We start from the raw sequence: 22837 nt of genomic DNA, 5'->3' as shown, positions 1-22837 counted from the left end.
CTTATTCAATTTATTGTAACGATAGAATAACCTAAAAATATAAGTTTTGGGATTCATCGGTTTACAGGGGATTTTTTTAACTTTACAAAAATATGGCAGACAATCAAAAAGATATTTGGGATAAAGCCGGAGTGATTGGTAATCTCGTTTCTGCTGCACTTATTGCGGGTATTGGCATGGTGATTAATAGTTACCAATCCTGATTTAATTTATAAAATTTCTCAATGGAATTTACGAGAAAAGAAAAAGAAAGAAAAACCCATCCTACTCAGTAAAATGGGTTTTCCTCAAAGGAATTATGAGTGAGTAATAGCGTATTCACTCATTGAATTTAGGGCTTGTTCTCCGGGTAAAATAATAACTTTCCCGTCAGCATCTAAGTCAACCAAGGCGCTATCCCCATCTTTAAGGGTTCCGGCTAATAATGCTTCTGCTAAAACATCTTCTAACAGATTCATAATCGCCCGACGTAACGGTCTTGCGCCATACTTGGGATCAAAACCAACATTAACTAAATGTTCCTTAAACCGTTCACTCACCGTTAAGGTAATCTCCCGTTCAGTTAACCGAGCTAAGAGTTCTCGCAATAAGATATCTGCAATTTCCTTAACTTCAGATTTCTGTAATTGACGGAAGACAATAATTTCATCCAAACGGTTGAGGAATTCAGGACGGAAATATTGTTTCAGTTCCTCATTGACTAAGTTACGAATGCGGTTATATTGTTGATCTTCTTCCGAAGCTGACCACTCAAATCCTAAACCGCCGCCGCCTTTTTCAATCACCTTAGACCCGACGTTAGAGGTCATGATAATTAAGGTGTTTTTGAAACTGACAACGCGACCTTTAGCATCGGTTAATCGTCCATCTTCTAAGATTTGTAATAACAAATTGAAGACATCCGGGTGGGCTTTTTCAATTTCATCAAATAACACCACCGTATAGGGACGACGACGCACCGCTTCGGTTAATTGTCCGCCTTCATCATAACCGACAAACCCTGGGGGAGAACCGATTAATTTAGATACCGTATGTCGTTCCATATATTCCGACATATCTAAACGAATCATCGCTTCTTCTGACCCAAAGAAATAGGCAGCTAAGGCTTTTGTTAATTCCGTTTTTCCGACTCCTGTAGGGCCAGAAAAAATGAAACTGGCAATGGGTCGATTGGGATTTTTTAACCCCACACGAGCCCGACGAATGGCGCGAGAAACGGCATTGACGGCTTCATGTTGACCAATTAATCGTTGATGTAAAATATCTTCCAACTTCAATAATTTAACCGATTCAGATTCCGTTAATTTATTGACTGGAATTCCTGTCCAAGCCGCTAACACATCGGCGATATCTTCTTCGGTAACAATTAAAGACCCAGAAGCAGAATTGACTTTTTCACTGGGGGTTTCCAGTTTGTCTTTAATTTCTAATTCGCGATCGCGCAATTGGCTGGCTTTATCGAAATCTTGCAGCTTCACCGCCGTTTCTTTTTCTGCAATAACTTTCGTTAATTCCCGTTTTAATTCCCGCAATTCAGGGGGAACTTTAGAATTCATCACCCGAACTCGTGAACCCGCTTCATCAATTAAATCAATGGCTTTATCGGGTAAAAAGCGATCGCTAATATAGCGGTCGGATAAAGTCGCGGCGGCATACAAGGCTTGATCAGAAATGGTTAATTGATGGTGTTGTTCATAGGCACGACGCAACCCAAACAAAATTTCAACGGTTTCTTCAACAGAGGGTTCACCCACCATCACCGGTTGAAACCGACGTTCTAAGGCTGCATCCCGTTCAATATATTTGCGATATTCATCCAGGGTCGTCGCCCCCAAACATTGCAACTCACCCCGCGCTAAAGCTGGTTTCAGCATATTGGACGCATCCATTGTGCCTTCAATGGCCCCTGCACCCACCATTGTATGAAGTTCATCGATGACTAAAATAATATTTCCGGCGGTGCGAATTTCTTCAACAATGGTTTTTAGCCGTTCTTCAAATTCACCCCGGAAACGGGTTCCCGCCACTAAGGTTCCCATGCTCAAGCTGATCACTTGTTTATTTTCCAGCACATCGGGAACATCATTATTGACAATGCGTTGAGCCAAGCCTTCCGCAATGGCTGTTTTCCCAACGCCGGGTTCCCCAACTAACACAGGGTTATTTTTCGTCCGCCGACCGAGAATTTGGATCACCCGCTCAATTTCCCGTTCCCGACCGATCATTGGATCGAGTTTACCTTCGGCGGCTAATTGTGTTAAGTTCGTGCCAAATTCATCTAAGGTGGCTGTTTTAGCAGAACCCCGACGACCGCTTCCTGCGGCGGAAACCGTTGTTTCCTCCCCTAAAGCTTTAATAACTTCGGTACGCAGTTGAGAACGGTCAACGCCCAGATTTTCTAGGACTTTGGCGGCAACGCCTTCGTTATCCTGCAATAATCCTAATAACAGATGTTCTGGGCCAATATAGTTATTCCCCATTTGGCGAGCTTCTTTCATCGCCATTTCAAAGATGCGTTTCGCCCTAGGGGTAAAGGGAATTTCAACCGGGACAAAACCTGATCCCCGACCAATAATGGCTTCAACTTCTTTCTGTACGTCGCGCAGGACTAACCCTTGGGCTACCAGTATTTTAGCGGCTACATTGCTGCCTTCGCTAATTAAACCGACTAACAGTTGTTCGGTTCCCACAAAGTTATGTCCCAGGCGTCGCGCTTCTTCCTGAGATAACATCACCGCCTTAATTGCTTTATCAGAAAAATATTCAAACATTCTCTGTGCTCACTCCCGTNGGGGGAGATGGGGTAAGGGAGAAAAGATATTTTGTTAAGCTGATCAGAAATTTGGGATACAAATTAAATAGGACTGCTATAGGGAACTCCACCTCTAACCCTTATCTATAGCAAGATTGTCTATAGCAAGATTGCCTATTCCCCATTCGTAATTCGTAATTCGTAATTCGTAATTCGTAATTCCCTCCCTATTAATTTTTTAAATCTTCGGTAAAATCAACTCCTGTACCTTTGCCATACATACCATCGGGAACACCATCCGCATTTGAATCAAATAAGTTGGCTCCGGCTTGAAAATAACATTGTAAAGAGACTTTTTGATCTTCTGAAACTAAAATATTAATATCACCGCCATAAGTCCCACATTCAAAACTCATGCGTTCGACTTGTTCGGTATTTCGATTTAAAATAGCTTGAATTTGGGGATCATCGCTCGAAATTTTTACCCCAAATTGTTGTTCATAACCTGGTAAGGGAAGAATCCCTAATGGTAGTCCGGGTCGTTCTCCATTTTCTACTTTCGCTTCCCAACAACTTAAATAAACAACTTTCTGTTGGTCGGAATTAGAGTTTACTGATAACCCTAAGAGTTGAGGAGGTAAACAGTCCTTTTGATAACTTTGGGTTTTTTCTGAAAAGTTAGACTGTAGAATTTTCCAGAGGGTTTCACACGATTCAGGTTCACAATTTCCGATAATTTTTCTTTCGGGTTCAGCTAAAGTGGGAAGACTTAAGATTAAACTGATTCCTCCGGTTATAAGAGATAGGCTTAAACGTTTTGAGCCGTTGAATCTTTGCATTTTTGATGGGGTAATTTAAACAAATAGGGAAGTATTAACTCCCCTATTTTATCAAGATTTTAACTTTTTTAATCTGGTTTTTAGATTAATTTCATAATTCTCATTTGAGATAATAACCAATTTGCCATCGTTGCTCGTCGGGTATGTCGGGGAGTAAATTCTCCAATTTTATAACCTTTAAAACCCAATGTTTCCTTTAACATTTGTTTATTTTCAGCAGGGATAGAACGAGTTAATTTTATTGTTGCTGGACGACTTTCAATAAAATCAGGAGGTTCTGGATAGTCTTGTTTCCAATGAGGATCAGCATTTGTTCCATCCCATTGATCGGTTTCAGGATTATATTGATATCCTAAATAATACCAAACCAATTGATTAACCATTGTATCATCAATTTCTTCGTTGATAATTGCCCAAATGGTATCAGAAGTCAAGGGGGGAAGTTCAAGAAATTGAGCCATGATAAGACAGTTTGATTTTTAGACTGTAAGTTTAATCTATTGATATATTATTAGGATAGAGGGGCGATCGCAATTGTCTGGGTTAGTAGAGGGAAATTTTTGAACCCTGGATTGAGAAAATCCCTATTCCTGATGAAATAGGGATTGAGGTAAAACTTAGATATTTAATGAATGAACATTCAAAATTTTAAGCGAGAGTTCCTGAACGTTTGCGTTTGAGGAATAATCCACCTAAAACACCGGAAGTTAATAATCCTACAATCGTTCCAGGCTCAGGAACAACTGCATTAATGGTTGTAGTTCCACTGACTTCATTGGCGGTAACAATTAAAGGTTGACCTGTAGGACTATCCTTAGCTGAAATAAACAAGACACCTTCTGTACCCAAATCGCCAACGGCTAATAATTGTTCAGGGGTAGGTGCCGGATCACCGTCTGCATTAACATCAAAAGCAACATTAAAGTTGCGATTATTAGAATAGTTAACAAAGGAAGGTTTTAACGGGTTTGTAATATCATAAATCATCACGCCACTGATTCGTTCTAAACCAATAAACGCATAGGTACGATTCTGAATTTTGCCAATCGTTATCCCTTCTGGTTCAGGCCCTTTAGCATCACTGCGACTGTCAAAATCATTGACTGAATTATCAGCATTGAAAAACTTGGGATATAAATCGGCTGTAATTTTTTCAAACTGATTACCACTATCAAAGACTAAATTACCTTCCTCATCCAAAATGGAAAAACTACGACCCCCAAAGGTATAAAGTTCGTCAAAGTCTCCATCCCCATCCGTATCTCCCTGTTGATTCGTTACAATCAAACGACCTAAATTTTCTTTTTTTTGTAATTGTGCGGCATTGGGGAAAGCAGTGGGATCAAGTTTTAAATCTGCCACTCGGACTTCTTCACTAAACCCATCTTCATCAATACTAGAACCTTCATTGGCAATAACTACATAGTTTTTCCCACCCACCTGATAGGATTTTGCCTCATCAGGCTGATAAAATCCGTAGAGATTAGAATAGTTTTTAATATTAATAGCCTTATCTCTATCGCTGACATCTAAACTGTTTTGAGGTAGGCTATAATCCTTGACTCCTAATCCAACAATCTTGGTAAATTCTTCTGTTACCAGATCTAATAAACCCAAAGCATTATTTTCTTGGAATGTCACCCAAGCTTTCTTTCCATTTTTAGAAACAGTAATATATTCAGGTTCTAGGGACTGAGCAACGGTGATGCCATCGGGCCCAAAAATTCGGACACTTTCACCGAGTTGATCATGTTTTGAACCGCCAACGTTGAAATCTGTTAAACCAATAAATTTTTGGGTTGGACTTTCCCCCAAAAAGAGTTTTTCTAAGTCGATTAAACTCACAGAACCTTCTGGGTTAACATTCGTTACATAGTTAGCTTCGCCTTCATTGGCTACTAATACTTTTTTACCATCCGGGGTAAAGGTTAAAGCATCGGGTAACGAACCAACCTGTACAGAAGATTTTTCTAAAGTGCCATTAAATAAAGTTCCATCAGGATTAAAAAAAAGGATGCTTCCAGGCGCTTGAGTATCGACATTTTTAACAGCAACAGCAAATAAACTTGTATTTTGATATTTCGTTTGACCTACACTTAAAACGGTTCCAAAGCTAGGATCAAACTGAGTGACATCAATACTTTGCTTCAGGAAAGGATTGGTTGGATCTTGAATATTAAGAATATCAATAGAATTTGTACTTTGATTCGTAACAAACAAATTAGCTGATTTAGGATCAAAGGCAGAGATTAATGAAGCACCATCATCAAAAATCCCTGTTGAGTAGGTTCCTAATTTTTTTAATTCAAAAGCCATTGTCGGCGTAGCCATCAAACCGAATACAAAAGTTGAGGGAATTACTAAATTGAGCCAGCCTTGTGTCTTAATGAAACTGATGCTTTGACCCTGATTGTTTAACATAAAGCCATTGTCTCCTGATATTAATTTTTGTACGACTAATGTTCATTTGCCCTGATCAAAACCGGTTTAAACTCTAAGATTTAAGCCATTTTTCCTAAAATTAGCTGATTTAACACCACAAAGGAAAAAATAAAGAACCCAAAATTTTAAGATTTTGTTGGCTATATTTTGGGAGAATATCCTTATCACTTCTCAAAACTCCTTACTTCAGTGCAGGTGAGAATCTGTTGTCAGGAGTTAGGGTGTATCCTAAGCCTTGAATAAGGGCAACTCACAAGGAATTTTAGAACATTAATTTTTGGAAATATAGGGAATTTTTACATGGCTTCCCGAAAAAGACAAGTTTTTATCAGAGAAAATACGGATATTTTTACAGAATCTTTAAAAAAGTGCTTCAGAATTTCGATTATCCCCTGTAAATTTTCGGAATCATGACTCCGTACTAATACAGACAATGGGTTCAGATTTTGTTAAGATCACGGATAAGTTGCAATTTCAGGACAGACCTCTGTTCGAGATTTCTCTGATCACACCTGAAAATCATCATGGCATGATTCGAGCAATTCAGGACTAAGCCTCCAAAGTTCGGCTTTTGGCATCTACCCCAGGGTCAAAATTGGTCTATTGAACTCCGGTGCAATCGTCAACAAATTAAGAAATACAGAGAACTTCCCCCTACCCCATCTCCTTGAGAGAATCATAGATAATGTTGCATAAAATTTTGGGAAACCTCTTACTTGTAAGTGTTGTCAGCCTAATGGTGGGTTGCACTCAGACTTCACCAACTCCCTCGGCGACGACACCAACAACTACCCCTACTCCCACGGGTACAAAAACCCTTGTGATTGGGGATGTAACGAACCAACCCGCTAAAAAAATTACCCGCTATCAACCTTTGGCAGACTACTTAGCAGCACGCTTATCTCAATTTGGGATTGGGATGGGGGAGGTCAAAGTAGCGCCAGATGTGGGAACAATGGCAGAATTTCTCAAGTCGGGTCAAGTCGATCTCTACTTTGATAGTCCCTATCCAGCCATGATTGCGACTAACAAATCAGGTGCTCAAGCTATTTTGAGGCGTTGGAAGGGGGGAGATCCAACTTATCACACGATTATTTTTGCCTTAAAAGATCGTGGGATTGAACGCTCCGAAGATTTGCAGGGAAAAATGATGGCTTTTGATGATGTCACTTCAACTTCTGGATTTGTTTTACCCTTTGTTTATCTTAAGGAAACTGGTTTAAAACTGAAGGAAAAAGACTCTGCTACCGATGAGGTAGCGAGTGATGAAGTGGGGTATGTGTTTAGTAAAGATGATCAAAATAATATTCAATGGGTGATTAGCGGTAAAGTCGATGCAGCAGCAGTTGATTATCGCAGTTATTTAGAAATTCCCGAAGAAAGTCGCAATGCAATGGTAATTTTAGGGGAAACTGAGGAAGTAGCCAGACACGTTGTTTTAGTTCGATCCGGTTTACCCCCTGAACAGGTGGAAGCCATTAAGCAGATCATGCTAGACATGGATAAAACCCCGGAAGGAAAGGCTGTCTTAGAACAGTTTGAGGAAACGGCAAAGTTTGACACGTTCCCGACTCAAAAGGACATCGCCAGAATGCAAGAGTTATATGAACAAGTTCAAAACAGGTGAGTTGGATGCTCCCATTCCGACACAAACGATTATCACTAGCCACGAAACTTTCGTTAGCTATGACCAGCTTGGTCATTGTGGCGGTGGCGGGTGTTACTTGGCTCTCACTCCACCGTCAACAACAAACGTTTCGCCAAGAGTTGGAACAACAAGCTGAACTTCTACTTAATACTTTAGCAGTTACCACTTCCGATCCGCTTTACACTTTAGATGCAGATTTCTTAGAAGAAATTATGCAGCAATTGGGACGAAATAATGTCTTAGTTGCGGGTCGAGTTTATGAAAAAGACGGACGGGTGGTGGCGGATGCTTATAGTAATTCAGTTCTAACCTATGGGATTAAACCAGATCCGTTAGGTCAACAATTAATTAAGAGTGATCAGCCGATTTTCCTGTGGGAAGCCGATCAATTATTGGCGGGTCGTGCGGTCGTAGTGGGCCGTCAACGTTTGGGTGCTGTCAGTGTGGGGTTGCCTACAGCCCCTTTATACAAAAAAATGGAAGAAGTTCGCACTCAAGGGATTATTGTTGCGTTAATTGCAGCAGGTGCAGGAACGTCTTTGGCGTTGTTAATTAGTCGGTCTATTACTGAACCCCTACAACAGATGACCGTAGCAACGCAACAATTAGCCGCCGGAGATTTGAGTTTAAAAATTGAGATTAATAGCCAGGATGAATTAAAAGTTTTGGCGGATTCGTTTAATAGTATGACGGATCAATTGCGGGATTTAATTCAGAGTAAAGAACAGTTAATTAAAAGTTTGGAATTAAGGGCTGAAGATTTACGGCAAAGTGAAGCGAAAAATCGAGCCTTATTAAATGCTATCCCCGATTTGATGTTTCGGTTTAATCGAGATGGCTTGTTTTTGGATTTTAAAGCCCCTAGAGGAGATCATTTCTTACGATCGCTGGGTAAATTTATGAATCGGACGGTTTATGATTTATTGCCCGATTATATTGCCCAGATTTATGTTCACTATGTTACCACTGCTTTAGAAACCCACAACATACAGATTTTTGAGTATGAATGGTTTGTTCAGGGGAAACGCCGTCATTTTGAAGCTCGAATTGTGGTCAGTGGTCAGGAAGAAGTCTTAGCCATTGTTCGGGATATTACCGACAGTAAATTAGCCCAAATAGAATTGCAGCAAGCGATGGAAGTGGCTGAAGCCGCGAACCAAGCTAAAAGTGAATTTTTAGCGCGAATGAGCCATGAATTACGGACTCCTTTAAATGCAATTATTGGTTATAGTGATTTACTGCAAGAAGATGCTAAAGATTTAGGATATTTGGATTTAGTCCCGGATTTAGAACAAATTAAAGTATCAGGACTGCACTTACTAACGATTATTCAAGATATTTTAGATATTTCTAAATTGGAATCGGGAGAAATGACTCTTCATTTAGAAACTTTTGATATTTCTACGTTAATTAATGAAGTTCAATCTACGATTCAACCTCTGATTCAAACCAATAATAATACTTTGATTATTAAGGGCGCGAATTATTTAGGCAAAATGGTTGCAGACCGAACAAAAGTTAAGCAAATTTTATTTAATTTATTGAGTAATGCTACTAAATTTACAGAGGCAGGAATTATTACTCTCACGATTTCTCATTCTTCTATTCGGCAAATCTCTAGTCAACATCAACCTAATTTACATTCTTCTTCCGTTAATCAAGCTCTCTCTTTAAAAGCCGAAGATTGGATTACATTTAGTGTTTCTGATACCGGAATTGGTATGACTCCTGAACAAATTAAGAAAATCTTTGATCCGTTTATTCAAGCTGATAATTCTACCACTCGTAAGTATGGAGGTACTGGATTAGGATTATCGATTACTAAACAGCTTTGTGAATTAATGGGAGGAAATATTACTGTCTCTAGTGAAATTAATGTGGGTTCAACGTTTACTTTTTTCTTACCTAGAATCATTGAAGAGATAACCTCAAAGCCGGAAGCAAAAGACAAACTCAAACACACTAGCAACAGAAGACAGGTATAAAAAAAATAGAATATATTGACCCTGAAGATCTCGCCCTAACCTAGACTAATGTTACAATTCCTGACTGTTTTGATCAGATTAATTCCGATTATCCCAGATTTCTTGTTCTTCCCGATAAGCTTGTCTTAATCTTTCTATTGCGGAGGGTGCGATCGCAGTTTTCACTAACCCCACTAATTCACCCCATTGATACAATTGTTTGCAGGATGCGGCGTAATGAAATTGAAAACTATAAAATTTTGTCCAAAACTCTGGTGCTTTTTGACTGCGACGGCTTCTGTACCAGCGTTGACGCCACCGCACGAAATCCTGGGCTTTGGGGGGTTCTACTTCTAGGATAGCGGGAAAATCGGCATAACTCACAAACTGGCTAATTCCCTGACCATGAACATAAACCACATATCGCCAGCATTGAATTTGATAGATCTGTTCTAGCTGAAGGTTAAACATTAACGCCACCGTCTGTTCACTCACAAATCTGGCTAAGGGATGCAAAATAGCAGATTTATGAAGAATTTTTGATTCGGTAATAATGGGTGCGTTTGGCGTGAGTGTTGCTATCATATAAATTGTCTCCTTGGTTTTAGGGAGTCACAGCGATCGCCGTTTGTTTGCGAGACTGGGGCGATCGCTTTTGATTTTCTCTAATACTATGATGTAATTACATCATTTGTCAAGTATGGGTTTAGTTAGAGTCAAAGTTAAAGAATTAGCAGAAGAGAAAGGCTGGACATTGAAGGAGGTTTCTGAACGTTCTGGCGTAATTTATAGCACCGTCAGAAGTTATGCTCGGCGTTCTGGGATGGCAATGGTTGATTTTACGGCATTACACAAATTAGCAAGAACATTTGATGTGATGATTGAAGATTTAGTAGAAATTATAGAAGAATAAAATGTTTATTTTTTATCAAAATAACGTGGGTTTAATCAGAGTAAAAGTTCAAGAACTGGCAGCCGAAAGAGGTTGGACATTAAAGGAAGTTGCAGAGCGTTCTGGTGTATTTTATAACAGTGTTAAACACAAATTAGCAAGAACATTTGATGTGATGATTGAAAATTTAGTAGAAATTATAGAAGAATAAAATTGTCATTTTTTATCAAAATAATATGGGTTTAATTAAAGTAAAAGTCCGAGGATTAGGTATTATAATAATAACCCCTATACATTATCAGTTAGTTGGGGATTTTCCCCAATGGTGCATTTGTTCTAAAATCGGTTTTAATCCTTCTCCTAATTCTGTTAATGAATATTCAACTTTAGGGGGAATTTCAGCATAAACTTGTCGATGAATAACCCCATCGGCTTCGAGTTCCCGCAATTGTTCTGTGAGCATTTTATGGGTAATTCCCTGAATTGAACGTTGGAGTTGATTAAACCGTTTTACCTCTGTCCATAATTCTTGAATAATTAAAATTTTCCAGCGTCCACTCATCACTTTTAACGTGATTTCAGCCGGACAGGTTGATTTGTTTGAAGGTAATTCAGACCCTTGCATAGTTCCAAGTTCGGGCGTGACGAACGAAAAAGTGCGTACTTCCCATTCTAGTGTTTTTTTTCTAAATTAAAAAGAGTAGGGTTAAATCTAAGAAAAATATGATTACAATTCGCAAGTCTCAAGATCGAGGACACGTTAATATTGATTGGCTAGAAAGCTATCATACGTTTTCCTTTGGGAATTATTATGATCCTGAATATATAGGATGGAGATCCCTACGAGTGATTAATGAAGATTGGGTACAACCGGGTAAAGGTTTCCCCACTCACCCCCATCGAGATATGGAAATTATTACCTATATTTTGCAGGGTTCCCTTGAACATAAAGATAGTTTAGGAACAGGTTCAATTATTCAACGAGGTGAAGTTCAACGCATGAGTGCAGGTACAGGAATTCGTCATAGTGAATTTAATCCATCTACAACTGAGGCGGTGCATTTATTACAAATCTGGCTGCTTCCTGATACTGAAGGTTTATCACCGAGCTATGAACAGCAATCATTTAATCTATTAGAACATCCAGGTCAATTACAATTAATTGCTTCACCCCATGGTGTCGATCAAGCTGTAAAAATTCATCAAGATGTTAATTTATATGCAGCCCTTTTGCAACCTAATGATCGCATTTCCTATTCCCTTCCTCTCCAACGTTATGCTTGGGTACAAGTGGCTAAAGGTGACGTGATTCTCAATCAAGTCTCTTTGACAACAGGTGATGGTGTAGCGATTTCCCAAGAACCTGAAATCACTCTCACCGCTTCTAGTGATGCAGAAATTCTGCTGTTTGATTTAGCCTAATTTTTCAACAGAGTAAGGATGTTGCGAGAACATCTTTACTCTAGTTCTGCACTGAACATAAAACTCTAACATACGGATTGTGAAATAACCGTATCTCTAATAACTTTTTGTTTAAAAAATTAATTCTCGATCAACGTCATATTTACAGTAAGATTGAATGCAGTTTAGGGTTGGATTTGTCCTAGGTGCGATCGCACCGTTAGCAAAACAATCGGATGTCGTGACAATTCTCACCAAACCCTTCAATTTAACACCTGCGGATCAACACAGCGACTTTGACTGATCAAATTTCACTTCCTAGGGTAGCTTTGTTACAAAAATTCCTCTAAAATGACTAATCAAAATTCTATTGGCTCGGATCTTACCTTTTCGTTTTAAAATCTTAAAATATTGTAAATCTATCTAGCTCCGATAACCTAGTATTTCCATTAACTCCCTATGGCTATTGGCTATCTCGCCCTGGTTCTCCATGCCCATCTTCCTTTTGTCCGCCATCCTGAAAGTGACTATGTATTAGAGGAAGAATGGTTATTTGAAGCAATTACCGAAACCTACATCCCCTTAATCCAAATGTTTGAAGGGTTAAAGCGGGACGGAATTGATTTCAAGATGACCATGAGTTTAACTCCTCCTCTGGTGTCCATGTTGCGAGACCCGCTCCTTCAGGAACGCTATGATCAACATCTCACTCTCCTCCAAGACTTAATCGAACAGGAAATAGATCGTCATCAAAAAAATGGGCATCTTCGTTATCTGGCGGAACATTATGCTGAAGAATGGCAGAACGCCCGTAAACTTTGGGAACGCTACAACGGTGATTTAGTTACGGCTTTTAAACAATTTCAAGATACCAATAATTTAGAAATTATCACCTGCGGTGCGACTCATGGCTATTTACCCTTGATGAATATGTATCCCCAAGCGGTTTGGGGACAAATTGAAGTCGCCTGTCAACATTATGAAGAAACCTTCGGCTGTCGTCCCCGTGGAATTTGGTTGCCCGAATGTGCCTACTATAATGGCTTAGAACGAATGTTAGCCGATGCGGGAATTCGGTATTTTCTCACCGATGGACATGGAATTCTCTACGCCCGTCCCCGTCCTCGCTTTGGAACCTATTCCCCGATTTTTACAGAATCCGGTGTAGCGGTATTTGCACGGGATAACGAATCTTCTCAGCAGGTGTGGTCTTCAGAAGTGGGTTATCCAGGAGCATCTGAATATCGAGAATTTTACAAAGATTTGGGATGGGAAGCGGAATATGAGTATATTAAGCCCTACATTATGCCGAATGGTCAGCGTAAAAATACCGGGGTGAAGTATTACAAAATTACGGGTCGGGGTTTAGGATTATCCGATAAGGAACTTTATGATCCCTATTGGGCAAAGTTGAAAACCGTCGAACACGCTGCGAATTTTGTGTTTAACCGTGAACGCCAAGTGGAACATCTGCATGGGATTATGCAGCGCCCCCCGATTATTGTCTCTCCCTATGATGCGGAACTTTTCGGACATTGGTGGTATGAGGGGCCTTGGTTTCTGGATCAATTATTCCGTAAAACTTGGCAAGATCAAAAGATCTATGGAATGACCCATTTAGCCGATTATCTTCAAGCCTTCCCCACCCAACAAGTGTGTCATCCGGCTCAGTCGAGTTGGGGATATAAAGGATTCCATGAATATTGGCTCAATCATACCAATGCTTGGATTTATCCCCATCTTCACAAAGCCGCAGAACGGATGATTAAAATGGCAGGTCGAGAACCCTGTAGTGAATTAGAGTTACGCGCCCTGAATCAAGCCGCACGAGAATTATTGTTAGCACAGTCCTCCGACTGGGCTTTTATCATGAGTTCGGGAACCATGACCCCCTATGCTGTGCGTCGTACCCGTTCTCACCTGATGCGATTTAATAAAATCTACGAAGATATCAAAATTGGTAAAGTTGATTCCGGTTNCAACTCCCTCTAGGTGTTCAATTAAAGGCTGTTTGATTTCTGTCCCTTTTATTTTCCTTGCAAACATTTTTATCTTGTGTTAGTTTATACTCACTTTATGACAGTATAGAACATGAAATTAAAGGTATGGGGTGACTTGGCATTGTTTACTCGCCCCGAAACAAAAGCAGATCCGTATTCCTATCGTGCGATTCGTTTAACCTAAAATAAGCTGAAAAGCTTATGGGAAGGTTAGCCTAACTGTCTAAACAGTTAGTGACAACTGATTACATTTATGGGTGAAATTCTGTGAATTAAGTCCCATCCCTCAAGTGCTGAGGTGAAAGCATAACCCCTAGTTTACTAGGTAGCAACTAACAGACTAAAGCGGGGTTAAAAGGTAGAACTACTGGTAGCCAAATCTGGTAACTATCGAGCAAGAAGTTCATGCGTAGCGTAAGCAAAGATGTGTCCGAACCATCGTGATACGAAATGGTGTAATGGCTAAATCAAGATAAAACTTGATAAACACCAAGCCAAAAGGCAAGGAAAGGGCATAAGCGGTTGATAGCCCGACTTATTAGCACAAGCCCAATAAACCCGGTGGAGAGCATCACGCTAAAGACTTCAAACAAATATGTAATCGGAACGAAGTAACCCCTAATTATCTCTGGTAAAAAGGTCGATAACCAGTAAGTAGCTAACGAATGGTAACNGTGACAACTGATTACATTTATGGGTGAAATTCTGTGAATTAAGTCCCATCCCTCAAGTGCTGAGGTGAAAGCATAACCCCTAGTTTACTAGNTCCCCTTGTCCCCCCGTCCCCCCACTCCTCTCCCCTGCGGTAGAGGTTTTTTTGTAGATGTGTGAATGATAAGAAATTTGTAAATTTTTGTTAAGTTGAGGCATTTTGTAAAATAGAATACAGAATCTTCTGGTATATTAAAAATTGAAGACAAAAACAGCCTGTTCTTTTTTAGGCTCGTTACTTAGGAGGACAAACTCATGGGTACTCAAGATCAAGCTCGCGCCTTAATGATGCGTCATCACCACACCATCAAAAATCGTCAACAGTCCTTACTGAATCGCGTGGCGGATGAAGTCGGTACAGATCCCGGTGATTGCACCATGATTCAAGGCAAACCCAACAACCATTCTGCAACTAGCTATGATCGCAGCAATGCCACAATGAGTTAGTCCGATTAAGAATTTTAATCTTTCTTAATATTTCGTTCAACAAACCTTAACTTACACAAGCGACAACAGGAGAAACAGATTATGGGTACTCAAGATCAAGCTCGTTCTTTAATGATGCGTCATCATCAAATGATCAAAAACCGTCAACAATCTTTACTCAATCGTGTGGCGGATGAAGTGGGTACAGAACCGGGTGATTGCACGATGATTCAAGGCAAACCCAACTCCAATGCTACCAATAATTATGGACGTAGCAATGCCACGATGAGCTAAGTCTCAACTTGAGTTCTTTTAAAATCAGGAAAACATTCAATTTTAAAAAAAGGAGAAACAGATTATGGATACCCAAGATCAAGCTCGTTCTTTAATGATGCGTCACCATAAACTGATCAAAAATCGTCAACAATCTTTACTCAATCGTGTGGCGGATGAAGTTGGCATTGAACCGGGTGATTATCGGACAACAATTCAAGGCAAACCGACTGAAAATGCAAGCAACTATGATCGTAGTGGATCATCCATGAGTTAATTGATTGTTGTTACATAACCTGAAATTTACCATGAATCTATCAATGCCCCCGCTTTGCTGTAGCAAGTGGGGATATTTTTTGTGGAACAGGCATCTTGCCTGTTATTGACGGTTGACGGGTGTTAATTATTTCCTTCTCTTCCCCTACTCAGGAGTACTCCTCTTCTCCCCCTGCCTACGGTTATTGATATAATCGCTTGTCAGTAATATTGGAAGGGGAAATCATGTCAGATTGGAAAGTGATTGAGGGTGGAGTCACAGCACCTAGAGGATATCGAGCATCGGGAATTACAGCCGGATTAAAACTATCAGGATTACCCGATTTAGCCTTAATTGTGTCTGATGTTGATGCGATCGCGGCGGGGGTGTTTACCACCAGTCAAGTTAGAGCCGCCTGTGTAGACTATTGCCGTCAACAGCTGCAAGCCAAACCTAGTGCGAAAGCAATTTTATGTAATTCAGGACAAGCCAATGCCGCCACAGGAGAAGCAGGTTGGACAGATGCCGTAGAATCAGCCCAAGCTTTAGCTGCTGTTTTAAATATTGCACCGGAATCAATTTTACTCGCTTCCACCGGAGTCATCGGTCAACGGATTAAAATGGATGCACTCAAAGCAGGAATTCCGAAGTTAGTCGCCGAATTGTCAGAAACGGGTAATCAAGCCGCATCCAAAGCGATCATGACAACGGATTTAGTTCCCAAAACCATTGCTTTAGAAACCCAGTTTGGGGATCGTCCGGTGAGAATTGGCGGAATTTGCAAGGGTTCGGGAATGATCCACCCCAATATGGCCACTATGTTAGCCTTTGTCACCTGCGATGCTGCGGTTTCTCCTCCCCTTTGGCAAGAAATGTTAACTCGTGCGACCAACCGGAGTTTTAACCAAGTGACTGTTGATGGAGATACCAGTACCAATGATTCTTTAATTGCTTTAGCCAATGGTGCCTCTCGGACTCCGGCCATTACCGCCATGGGGCCAGAAGCCGAAAAATTAGAAGGGATGTTAACGGCGGTTTGTGAATATTTAGCCAAAGCAATTGCGCGGGATGGAGAAGGCGCTACTTGTTTAATTGAAGTTCAAGTTTCTGGTGCAGAAGATGAAGCCTCCGCGAGTAAAGTTGCGAAAACTATTGTGGGTTCATCCTTGGTGAAGTCGGCAATTTTTGGTCGTGATCCCAACTGGGGACGCATTGCGGCGGCGGCTGGACGTGCTGGAGTCCATTTTGACCAGAATCATTTAGAAATTAAGTTAGGGGATTTTCTTTTAATGCAATATGGTCAACCCTTAGCGTTTGATCGCAATGCAGCTAATGAATATTTAAAGAAAGCACCAACGGGAGAATATCTCAAAGAAGATACCGTGTTAATTTCAGTTCAAATCGGCAATGGCCCTGGAACCAGCAAAGCTTGGGGATGCGATTTAAGTTATGACTATGTGAAAATTAACGCTGAATATACAACTTAAATCAGTTATCAGTTATCAGTTATCAGTTATCAGTGTAGAGACGCGCCATGGCGCGTCTGTATCAGTTATCAGTTATTAGTTATTAGTTATCAATTATTAGGTCATTCATTAACTCTTAACTATTGTACTGATTACTGATGACTGAATCATTGACAAGAACGGATTCGGTGGAATTCAAAGATTGTGTTAAATAAAAGGGATAAGTAATAGAAGAATTGAGTTGAAGATGATTAGCAATGACACCAATACAAGGCATCCTATAGGTATCGAGTTTATCTAATATTTTTCTAAAAACCGTTTTACGGGTTTTGTGAATCGCAGTGACTAAAATTAAACTATCTAAATATTCAGCCAAGAAAATAGCATCATTATATCCATGCAATTCAGGCGTATCATAAATCACTAAATCATAAGTTTCTTGGAGTGACTCCACGACGTGTCGCATTTGATCTGAAGCAAGCAATTTAAAGGTATTAGCGTAGGGAACTCCTGCGGTTAAAATAAAGAGATTTTCGGAGAGCGAAGTCCTTTGAATAACGGCATTAGGTGTTGCTTTTTCGGTTAATAAATCGCTGAGTCCTTTTTGATTAGATACCCCTAAAACAGCATGAAGTTGGGGATAACGTAAATTAGCATCTACTAATAGTACCTGCTGCCCCATATGAGCCATCGTTTGTGCTAAGTGTAAGGCAATTGTTGATTTACCATCCTTAGATTCTGCGGAGCAAATTCCAATAGATCGGATTAAAGAATCGGCATATAAAAATCTAAGATTGGCGTAAGTGTCATCGAAAGCCCTCAAGAATTGAGTCATTTTTTCTAACGCACGACGGTGAGATTTTGTTAATCCTGATGAGCCAAGATTATTCTCTAGTGGAAGATGAGAAACCATGAAAAAATTATTGTGTTGAGGAATTTTTCCCAACAGAGGAAATGAAATAATATCCTCTATATCCTGGCTGGTATAAAAGATATTGCGAAGCCGTTCCAAAAGAAGTGATAATCCTATTCCTAATGCAAGTCCTCCACCCAAGATTAGGATCAGCTTCTTGGCTGGACTTCCAGGCTCGGAACCAATGGGAATCCCTTGACTATCAGAAAGAATTTTCGGCTTAGAAATCATCTCCCAGGGGATATTAGTTTGAGCGGCTTCAATTCTTAATTTTTCTCGCTCATCCAAAAATAAATTGAGTCGTTTATTAGTTAAATCAAGCTGTTGCTGTATTTCATTATATTCACGAGCAACACCTGGAAAAAGTTGAGCTTCCCGAGTTAAAGTATTGAGTGCATTATTTAATCCTTTTAATCGAACTTCTAAAGATTTTATTTGATTATCTGTATCTACAAGTTGCCCAATTAATTTTTGACGGATAGAAGTTTGAAAAGCCATTACTGAAGAATTATTTTGCAGTTTTGAAGTTTTTTCTCCCAAAATCTTCTGGTTTTCTTGTTCTAATAATTTTAATAAATTAGCTTGTTGTTCTTTTAATTGTTGCACTTCTGGACTATTAGCACTGAAGGTTGCAGATTGAATCGCAATTTGAGTTTCAACTGTCATTAAAGCATCTAAGACTTGTTTACGGAAGGGACTTTCACTTAAGGCAGAAGCAGCTACGGCTTCATCTGGACTAAAGGATAATTGCGTTTGTAGATGTTGGTATAAAGCTCTCAATTCTTGAAGTTGTCTGTCTACGTCTTGGCTCTGAGTTTCCAGAGTCCGAATTTGTTCATATAATGTTTGTCCCCGTACCATTGGGTCAAGTAATTCATACTGCTGTTGAATCTTCTGAAGTTTTCCTCGATCTTCAGCGACTCGTTTTTGTAATAAGGGTAATTGCTCATCAATGAATTCAACCCCTTGACTAATCCTAGTTTTGCGTTCGTCTAAACTATATTTTAAATATTTATCAGCCGTTTTTTGCAATACAAATAAAATTTCATCAGTATTTTTTCCTTCATAAGAAATTTCTAAAATTTTGGTTTCATCCTTGATACCAGAACCGTTAGAAACTCGTTCCAGTTGTAACTTATCTGTTAAATCCTCTACTTTAAATTTAGGATAACGAACTTGAATTTGTTGGGTAATATTATTTAAAATTTCAGGACTGGTTAAAATGCGGATTTGGGTAGGGTAGTCTAAGCTGAAAAATTTATCACTGGGTTGTCCTTCGGAACGAGTTAGGGTTAAGGGATCAGCTAACTGCTGTTCAGATGTGGCAGGTTCAACTAACAATTGAAAATTTCCTTTATAAACCGGAGGAGCTTCTCCACCCATCAAGGAAAGACCCACTAGAGTTGTTATTCCTGCGGTTCCAATAATCAGAACCACCCTGCGTTGTAATGTCCGTAACACCGGACGGATACCCGGACTTTTCTTTTTAGGTTCGATTATCTGTTGTGAATCTTCAAAAACTTGAATATCTTGTGACATAGTGACTGAATACCCCTATTATTATTATTTTAACCCTTCGAGAATTTACCCTAAAGTTTTATCTGATCTGACCTTTTCTGAACTTTTCTAAAACAGATACATATCAAGATTATAACCCATAATGGGATAAATTTTAAGAAGTTCTAAAAGGCTTTCTATCAATTAATGCTCAATTTTATTTTTAATTAGAGTTAGAGTTTCTCTGCAGAATTAAACTTTCAAATAACCTGTAAAATGTAAAGGCATTATCCACAGGCTGTAACACAGAGGAAGTGGTGTCAGTAATTCTACTAACTAAAGACCGATGCACGATAACCACATCATTATGATGTAAGACGGGATTATTGACGGCTGCATTTCCTAATTTAAAATCCACCTGGATTTTTCTGCGAGTCACAGAACCATTGGGATTTAGACGGATCAGTTCGACTGTACCCCGATTAGCTCGGATGCTATCAAACCCTCCAGCAGCTAATAAAGCTTGATTCAAGGGAGTATTTGGACGAACTTGAATCAAGCCGGGCTGTTTAATTTCCCCGACTACATTTACACTGATCGTTGCGGGTGAAAAACTAGCAGACGCTAATTCTTCTAATTCGGTCGGATTAATTTCAGTTGCAGTGGGGATAATGACTGTATCTCCCTGTTGTAAAAATATATCTTGATTGATATCTCCCGATTGCAATAGTTCCCAAAGATTAACTTTTGTGCTTTTCACTCCTGTATTAGTCAGACGTTGGACTTCAATATTGCGAATATCAGCCATATTCGTAATTCCTCCGGCCGTCTGAATGGCACGGGTTAAGGTTGGTAAATTGCTTTTGACAATTTTTAGTCCAGTTCCTCCAGTACCTGCATCGGTAAGACCTCCATCTTGATTAAGGGAATAAGCACCAGGACGAAAAACTTCTCCAACCACCACAACTTGAATTGATTGGTTAGGAGGGGCGGCTAAACTCGAAGTAGCCATCTCACGCACTTGGGCGGGTTCAAAGGTGGTGAGAGTGGGAATAAAAATACTGTCTCCATCTCGGAGAATCGGATCTTGGTTTAAATCTCCCGTATCCAATAATTCCTTTAAATTTAAAGTGACAACGGGTTGGCGAGGATCAGCCCGTCGCAGTTGGACTAAGGCTAAATCGGCAGATTGCGTAATGCCTCCGGCTGTTAAGATGGCTTGGCTGAGTCGAGAAAATTGTTGAGCGTTGGAAGATAAATTATAGGAACCCGGACGAACTACTTCCCCAGCAATTGCAACCTGTACAGAACGGGGTGCGATTAAAGTAATGGTGATAATCGGTTGTCGGAGTAAACTAGAATATCGTTGAGCAATCAATACTTGGGTTTGTGGAAGCGTTAAACCCGCAACGGATACAGACCCAATACCCTGCAAATTAATCGTTCCATCAGTAAGAACCAGTTGGTCACCCGTGTATTTCTCAACACCGAATACATCCACTCGGATGCGATCGCCCACTCCTAAAAGGTAAGGAAAATCCTGAAGCCGATTTTCAGTACGTTCCTGTTGACGGTGTTGAGGAGCAGGATACTCTGGGGGTTGGCTTTGAGCCTGAACAGCTAGGGTGGAGATCGCGGGAACTCCTAGGCCTAAAATTAAGTGCGTTAAAGAACAACTAACACATCGAACAAACATATAATGATTGGGTGCGAATTAAAACATAAACCGAGCAAAGGTTTTACTCTGGCACGTCCCAGTTCATGACTAAGTGCGTTTTTTTGATCTCTGTTAATAGCTTATCTTATAAATCACAAGACGACTCTGCCTTAAGTCACGGATAGTGAAGTTGGGTGTAAAACAACAGCTAACAGATAGCCTAAATATTTTGACGATCGGGTCTGGAAACTAGGACTAGGAGGTGTGCTTTCTGATAATCTGATTTTGTCTGCACGCGGGAGATATCCACAAGTCCAAATAACGACTCTTAATGTGTAAAATTGTAAAATTTATGTAAACCTTTTCCCCATGTGAGAAATTCATGATCTAAGCATTTGAGACATCTTAACATAGACAAGATATGATCAGGCTTAACTTCCCTGTTGATCGCTTTTACCTATGAGCCTAGCAACTCAACTGATTATTGGATTAACGATAATTGCTGTAGCCCTTGGCATCCCGGTTTCAGTCTTTTTTCTCGAATGCCTTGCTGCATTGATGCAGAAGCATTCATCTCTTCAAGATGGGGAAAGTTTTATTCCTAAAGTTTCTATTCTGATTCCGGCACACAATGAAGCATCGGGAATTGAAGGGACGTTAAAGGCTATTTTGCCTCAAGTTGATTCTCCCAGAAGAATTGTCGTAATCGCAGATAACTGCACTGACGAAACCGCAGCAATAGCGCGTCAAATGGGAACAACGGTTTTAGAACGTCAGGATTTAGAACACCGTGGCAAAGGCTATGCTTTAGACTATGGTTTAAAGTTTTTAGCTCAAGGCCCACCTGATGTCGTGGTCATGATTGATGCTGATTGTCATGCAGAACCTGGGACAATCACTAAAATTGCTCAACTGGCGATGGTCAAACAGCGACCTGTACAATCAACTTATTTAATGGAAACGCCCCAAAATCCAACTCCCAAAGATTCTATTTCCGCCTTTGCTTTTTTAGTGAAAAATTGGGTTCGTCCTAAAGGATTAGCTCGATTAAGATTTCCCTGTCTGCTCACAGGAACGGGAATGGCATTTCCTTGGTCTGTAATTCGTCAAGTGTCCCTAGCGAGTTCTAATCTTGTGGAAGATATGCAGCTTGGGATTGATTTAGCGTTATCAGGAGCGTCCCCTCTGTTTTGTGAAGACGCTAAAACCCTGGGAATTTTACCCGCTCAAGAAACCGCAGCAAAAACCCAAAGAACCCGTTGGGAACATGGACACTTAAACACCTTACTGACTCAAGTTCCTCCCTTGATTTCTGCTTCTTTTCGTCAACAACGCCTGGATTTATTAGCAATTGCCTTAGACCTTTGTGTTCCTCCCTTAGCTTTATTAGTTCTGTTATGGACTGCGACTTTAATTGCCAGTATCGGGGTGGCAATCTTCAATATTTCTGTCTTCCCCTTCTACTGTTTAGCTTTTGAAGGAATACTATTATTAATTGCAATTCTTCTAACTTGGTTTAAGTTTGGTCGTTCGATTCTATCGTTAAAAACGCTGCTGAGTATTCCTTTTTATATTCTTTGGAAATTACCGATGTATTTCGGGTTTTTGAAAAAACCCCAACAGGAATGGGTCAGAACTCAGCGAGATACAATTCCCTCTTCAGAACCTTAACCTTTAACCCTGAATCAATAACCCTGCAT

The 22837-nt window shown here is 40.0% G+C and carries 20 protein-coding genes and 1 pseudogene; 13 read left to right on the top strand and 8 right to left on the bottom strand.

From position 1 onward, the window contains the following. Positions 1 to 296 precede the first annotated feature (296 nt). The 4 genes from PL9214_RS05440 to PL9214_RS05425 form a co-directional block, all read right to left on the bottom strand. Entirely contained in the window at positions 297 to 2771 is a 2475-nt protein-coding gene (locus PL9214_RS05440) for an ATP-dependent Clp protease ATP-binding subunit (RefSeq protein ID WP_072717808.1), read from the bottom strand. Positions 2772 to 2982: 211 nt separating this feature from the next. Further along, on the bottom strand, positions 2983 to 3591 hold the full coding sequence (locus PL9214_RS05435) for a hypothetical protein (protein WP_072717807.1): 609 nt from the start codon (positions 3589 to 3591) through the stop codon (positions 2983 to 2985). Positions 3592 to 3671: 80 nt separating this feature from the next. Then, on the bottom strand, positions 3672 to 4052 hold the full coding sequence (locus tag PL9214_RS05430; protein WP_072717806.1) for a DUF1823 family protein: 381 nt from the start codon (positions 4050 to 4052) through the stop codon (positions 3672 to 3674). Positions 4053 to 4239: 187 nt separating this feature from the next. Next, positions 4240 to 6012, bottom strand: a complete 1773-nt coding sequence (locus PL9214_RS05425) for a choice-of-anchor I family protein (RefSeq protein WP_072717805.1) — start codon at positions 6010 to 6012, stop codon at positions 4240 to 4242. A 706-nt stretch (positions 6013 to 6718) separates the two neighbouring features. Here PL9214_RS05425 and PL9214_RS05420 point away from each other — a divergent pair. Both PL9214_RS05420 and PL9214_RS05415 read left to right on the top strand, forming a co-directional pair. Then, on the top strand, positions 6719 to 7660 hold the full coding sequence (locus PL9214_RS05420) for a phosphate/phosphite/phosphonate ABC transporter substrate-binding protein (RefSeq protein WP_072717804.1): 942 nt from the start codon (positions 6719 to 6721) through the stop codon (positions 7658 to 7660). Positions 7661 to 7719: 59 nt separating this feature from the next. After that, on the top strand, positions 7720 to 9666 hold the full coding sequence (locus PL9214_RS05415; RefSeq protein WP_245824178.1) for an ATP-binding protein: 1947 nt from the start codon (positions 7720 to 7722) through the stop codon (positions 9664 to 9666). A gap of 78 nt (positions 9667 to 9744) precedes the next feature. Here PL9214_RS05415 and PL9214_RS05410 read toward each other — a convergent pair whose 3' ends face one another. Next, complete coding sequence (locus PL9214_RS05410; protein WP_072717802.1) at positions 9745 to 10230, bottom strand: hypothetical protein; 486 nt, start codon at positions 10228 to 10230, stop codon at positions 9745 to 9747. A gap of 115 nt (positions 10231 to 10345) precedes the next feature. Here PL9214_RS05410 and PL9214_RS05405 point away from each other — a divergent pair, with 115 nt between their 5' ends. Together PL9214_RS05405 and PL9214_RS05400 are read left to right on the top strand one after the other, a co-directional pair. Then, positions 10346 to 10558 (top strand): helix-turn-helix domain-containing protein, encoded by a 213-nt coding sequence (locus tag PL9214_RS05405; RefSeq protein WP_072717801.1) that lies wholly within the window; start codon positions 10346 to 10348, stop codon positions 10556 to 10558. Positions 10559 to 10583: 25 nt separating this feature from the next. Next, the gene (locus tag PL9214_RS05400) at positions 10584 to 10748 is read left to right on the top strand and encodes a transcriptional regulator (RefSeq protein WP_072718668.1); all 165 of its coding nucleotides are present in this window, start codon (positions 10584 to 10586) and stop codon (positions 10746 to 10748) included. 87 nt (positions 10749 to 10835) lie between these two features. Here the strand turns inward: PL9214_RS05400 and PL9214_RS05395 are convergent, their stop codons facing one another. Next, on the bottom strand, positions 10836 to 11162 hold the full coding sequence (locus tag PL9214_RS05395) for a winged helix-turn-helix transcriptional regulator (protein ID WP_072717800.1): 327 nt from the start codon (positions 11160 to 11162) through the stop codon (positions 10836 to 10838). A gap of 98 nt (positions 11163 to 11260) precedes the next feature. Here PL9214_RS05395 and PL9214_RS05390 point away from each other — a divergent pair, with 98 nt between their 5' ends. The 8 genes and pseudogenes from PL9214_RS05390 to argJ all read left to right on the top strand — a co-directional run bounded on the left by PL9214_RS05390 (position 11261) and on the right by argJ (position 17091). Further along, entirely contained in the window at positions 11261 to 11959 is a 699-nt protein-coding gene (locus PL9214_RS05390; protein WP_072717799.1) for a pirin family protein, read from the top strand. A 157-nt stretch (positions 11960 to 12116) separates the two neighbouring features. Then, positions 12117 to 12242, top strand: coding sequence for a hypothetical protein (locus PL9214_RS32655; RefSeq protein ID WP_281250304.1), 126 nt, complete (start codon positions 12117 to 12119; stop codon positions 12240 to 12242). 155 nt (positions 12243 to 12397) lie between these two features. Continuing rightward, positions 12398 to 13915: pseudogene (locus PL9214_RS05385) on the top strand (glycoside hydrolase family 57 protein); the annotation flags it as partial. Positions 13916 to 14029: 114 nt separating this feature from the next. After that, on the top strand, positions 14030 to 14122 hold the full coding sequence (cas5, locus tag PL9214_RS30470) for a CRISPR-associated protein Cas5 (RefSeq protein ID WP_139294968.1): 93 nt from the start codon (positions 14030 to 14032) through the stop codon (positions 14120 to 14122). A gap of 782 nt (positions 14123 to 14904) precedes the next feature. Then, the gene (gifA, locus tag PL9214_RS05380) at positions 14905 to 15096 is read left to right on the top strand and encodes a glutamine synthetase inactivation factor IF7A (protein ID WP_072717797.1); all 192 of its coding nucleotides are present in this window, start codon (positions 14905 to 14907) and stop codon (positions 15094 to 15096) included. 81 nt (positions 15097 to 15177) lie between these two features. After that, positions 15178 to 15369: a glutamine synthetase inactivation factor IF7A gene (gene gifA / locus PL9214_RS05375; protein WP_072717796.1), complete on the top strand. Its 192-nt coding sequence runs from the start codon at positions 15178 to 15180 to the stop codon at positions 15367 to 15369. A 64-nt stretch (positions 15370 to 15433) separates the two neighbouring features. Then, entirely contained in the window at positions 15434 to 15625 is a 192-nt protein-coding gene (gifA, locus tag PL9214_RS05370) for a glutamine synthetase inactivation factor IF7A (RefSeq protein ID WP_072717795.1), read from the top strand. A 224-nt stretch (positions 15626 to 15849) separates the two neighbouring features. Continuing rightward, positions 15850 to 17091 (top strand): bifunctional ornithine acetyltransferase/N-acetylglutamate synthase, encoded by a 1242-nt coding sequence (gene argJ, locus PL9214_RS05365; protein WP_072717794.1) that lies wholly within the window; start codon positions 15850 to 15852, stop codon positions 17089 to 17091. Positions 17092 to 17206: 115 nt separating this feature from the next. Here argJ and PL9214_RS05360 read toward each other — a convergent pair whose 3' ends face one another. Further along, a complete protein-coding gene (locus PL9214_RS05360; protein ID WP_072717793.1) occupies positions 17207 to 19522 on the bottom strand; it encodes a polysaccharide biosynthesis tyrosine autokinase in 2316 nt (771 codons plus the stop codon). A 181-nt stretch (positions 19523 to 19703) separates the two neighbouring features. Next, positions 19704 to 21176: an SLBB domain-containing protein gene (locus tag PL9214_RS05355; protein ID WP_072717792.1), complete on the bottom strand. Its 1473-nt coding sequence runs from the start codon at positions 21174 to 21176 to the stop codon at positions 19704 to 19706. Between the two features lie 420 nt (positions 21177 to 21596). Here PL9214_RS05355 and PL9214_RS05350 point away from each other — a divergent pair, with 420 nt between their 5' ends. Next, the gene (locus tag PL9214_RS05350) at positions 21597 to 22808 is read left to right on the top strand and encodes a glycosyltransferase family 2 protein (RefSeq protein WP_072717791.1); all 1212 of its coding nucleotides are present in this window, start codon (positions 21597 to 21599) and stop codon (positions 22806 to 22808) included. The last annotated feature ends 29 nt before the right edge of the window (positions 22809 to 22837 follow it).

Source organism: Planktothrix tepida PCC 9214 (genome assembly GCF_900009145.1).
Taxonomy (GTDB): Bacteria; Cyanobacteriota; Cyanobacteriia; order Cyanobacteriales; family Microcoleaceae; genus Planktothrix; species Planktothrix tepida.
This window is presented reverse-complemented; position numbering and strand designations above follow the sequence as displayed.

What these genes read in the sequence shown, in the direction of transcription:
- cas5 (WP_139294968.1), top strand. Translation starts at nt 14,030, where the DNA reads ATGAAATTAAAGGTATGGGGTGACTTGGCATTGTTTACTCGCCCCGAA.
- PL9214_RS05395 (WP_072717800.1), bottom strand. Translation starts at nt 11,162, where the DNA reads ATGCAAGGGTCTGAATTACCTTCAAACAAATCAACCTGTCCGGCTGAA.
- argJ (WP_072717794.1), top strand. Translation starts at nt 15,850, where the DNA reads ATGTCAGATTGGAAAGTGATTGAGGGTGGAGTCACAGCACCTAGAGGA.
- PL9214_RS05420 (WP_072717804.1), top strand. Translation starts at nt 6,719, where the DNA reads ATGTTGCATAAAATTTTGGGAAACCTCTTACTTGTAAGTGTTGTCAGC.
- PL9214_RS05405 (WP_072717801.1), top strand. Translation starts at nt 10,346, where the DNA reads ATGGGTTTAGTTAGAGTCAAAGTTAAAGAATTAGCAGAAGAGAAAGGC.
- PL9214_RS05425 (WP_072717805.1), bottom strand. Translation starts at nt 6,012, where the DNA reads ATGTTAAACAATCAGGGTCAAAGCATCAGTTTCATTAAGACACAAGGC.
- PL9214_RS05355 (WP_072717792.1), bottom strand. Translation starts at nt 21,176, where the DNA reads ATGTTTGTTCGATGTGTTAGTTGTTCTTTAACGCACTTAATTTTAGGC.
- PL9214_RS05415 (WP_245824178.1), top strand. Translation starts at nt 7,720, where the DNA reads ATGACCAGCTTGGTCATTGTGGCGGTGGCGGGTGTTACTTGGCTCTCA.
- gifA (WP_072717796.1), top strand. Translation starts at nt 15,178, where the DNA reads ATGGGTACTCAAGATCAAGCTCGTTCTTTAATGATGCGTCATCATCAA.
- PL9214_RS05410 (WP_072717802.1), bottom strand. Translation starts at nt 10,230, where the DNA reads ATGATAGCAACACTCACGCCAAACGCACCCATTATTACCGAATCAAAA.
- PL9214_RS05350 (WP_072717791.1), top strand. Translation starts at nt 21,597, where the DNA reads ATGAGCCTAGCAACTCAACTGATTATTGGATTAACGATAATTGCTGTA.
- PL9214_RS05440 (WP_072717808.1), bottom strand. Translation starts at nt 2,771, where the DNA reads ATGTTTGAATATTTTTCTGATAAAGCAATTAAGGCGGTGATGTTATCT.
- gifA (WP_072717795.1), top strand. Translation starts at nt 15,434, where the DNA reads ATGGATACCCAAGATCAAGCTCGTTCTTTAATGATGCGTCACCATAAA.
- PL9214_RS05390 (WP_072717799.1), top strand. Translation starts at nt 11,261, where the DNA reads ATGATTACAATTCGCAAGTCTCAAGATCGAGGACACGTTAATATTGAT.
- PL9214_RS05360 (WP_072717793.1), bottom strand. Translation starts at nt 19,522, where the DNA reads ATGTCACAAGATATTCAAGTTTTTGAAGATTCACAACAGATAATCGAA.
- PL9214_RS05435 (WP_072717807.1), bottom strand. Translation starts at nt 3,591, where the DNA reads ATGCAAAGATTCAACGGCTCAAAACGTTTAAGCCTATCTCTTATAACC.
- PL9214_RS05430 (WP_072717806.1), bottom strand. Translation starts at nt 4,052, where the DNA reads ATGGCTCAATTTCTTGAACTTCCCCCCTTGACTTCTGATACCATTTGG.
- gifA (WP_072717797.1), top strand. Translation starts at nt 14,905, where the DNA reads ATGGGTACTCAAGATCAAGCTCGCGCCTTAATGATGCGTCATCACCAC.
- PL9214_RS32655 (WP_281250304.1), top strand. Translation starts at nt 12,117, where the DNA reads ATGCAGTTTAGGGTTGGATTTGTCCTAGGTGCGATCGCACCGTTAGCA.